The sequence below is a fragment of the Bacillus hominis genome (assembly GCF_018332515.1).
In the GTDB taxonomy this organism is placed as follows: Bacteria; Bacillota; Bacilli; order Bacillales; family Bacillaceae_G; genus Bacillus_A; species Bacillus_A hominis.
On record NZ_BOQD01000307.1, the window covers coordinates 1 to 681 of the forward strand.

At 31.3% G+C, this 681-nt stretch carries 1 protein-coding gene and 1 pseudogene; both read left to right on the forward strand.

Features of this window, described 5'->3' with window-relative positions:
• On the forward strand, window positions 1-442 hold a 442-nt coding region (locus tag KI356_RS23160; protein ID WP_212936583.1), incomplete at its 5' end, for a response regulator transcription factor.
• A pseudogene (locus KI356_RS23165) lies at window positions 432-681 on the forward strand (sensor histidine kinase); the annotation flags it as partial. The gene KI356_RS23160 and the pseudogene KI356_RS23165, both read left to right, overlap by 11 nt.

The following is a 681-nucleotide window of genomic DNA, read 5'->3' on the forward strand; positions in this document are numbered from 1 at the left end:
TATGGATAAAATTTTAGGACTTATGACAGGCGCAGATGATTATATGATTAAACCGTTTAATCCACTAGAATTAGTCGCTAGAGTGAAAGCTTTGTTACGAAGATCTTCTTTCCAAAACGCTGCTAAACCAAAGAATGAAGATGGTATCATTCGCATTCGTACAGTTGAAATACATAAAAATAATCATACCGTTAAAGTAAATGGTGAGTATATTAAACTCACTTCTATTGAATTTGATATTTTATATTTACTTGCGAGTAATACTGGCAGAGTATTTAGTTCTGAAGAAATATTCGAACGTGTTTGGAATGAAGATGGTTATGGTTCTAATAAAACGGTAATGGTCCATATTAGTAATTTACGGGATAAACTTGAAACAGTAATGAATGGTGAAAAACTGATTCATACGGTTTGGGGAGTAGGCTATAAAATTGAGAAATGAAGCATTTGATATATTAAAAGATATTCCAAAATGGAAGATGATTCTTTGGCTTTTATTAGCTATCACTCTTACACCTATTACCGAATTAATTATATATCGCCTCGTTACGAGTGTAATTGAGAGTTCACTTACTCTAAGCGAACTAAGTAAAGAATTCATTCGAATTTTTGGTTATGAAAAGTATAGAGGGATAAAGGAATCTTTATGGATGATGAGCGTTTCTTATTTGTTTTTATTTT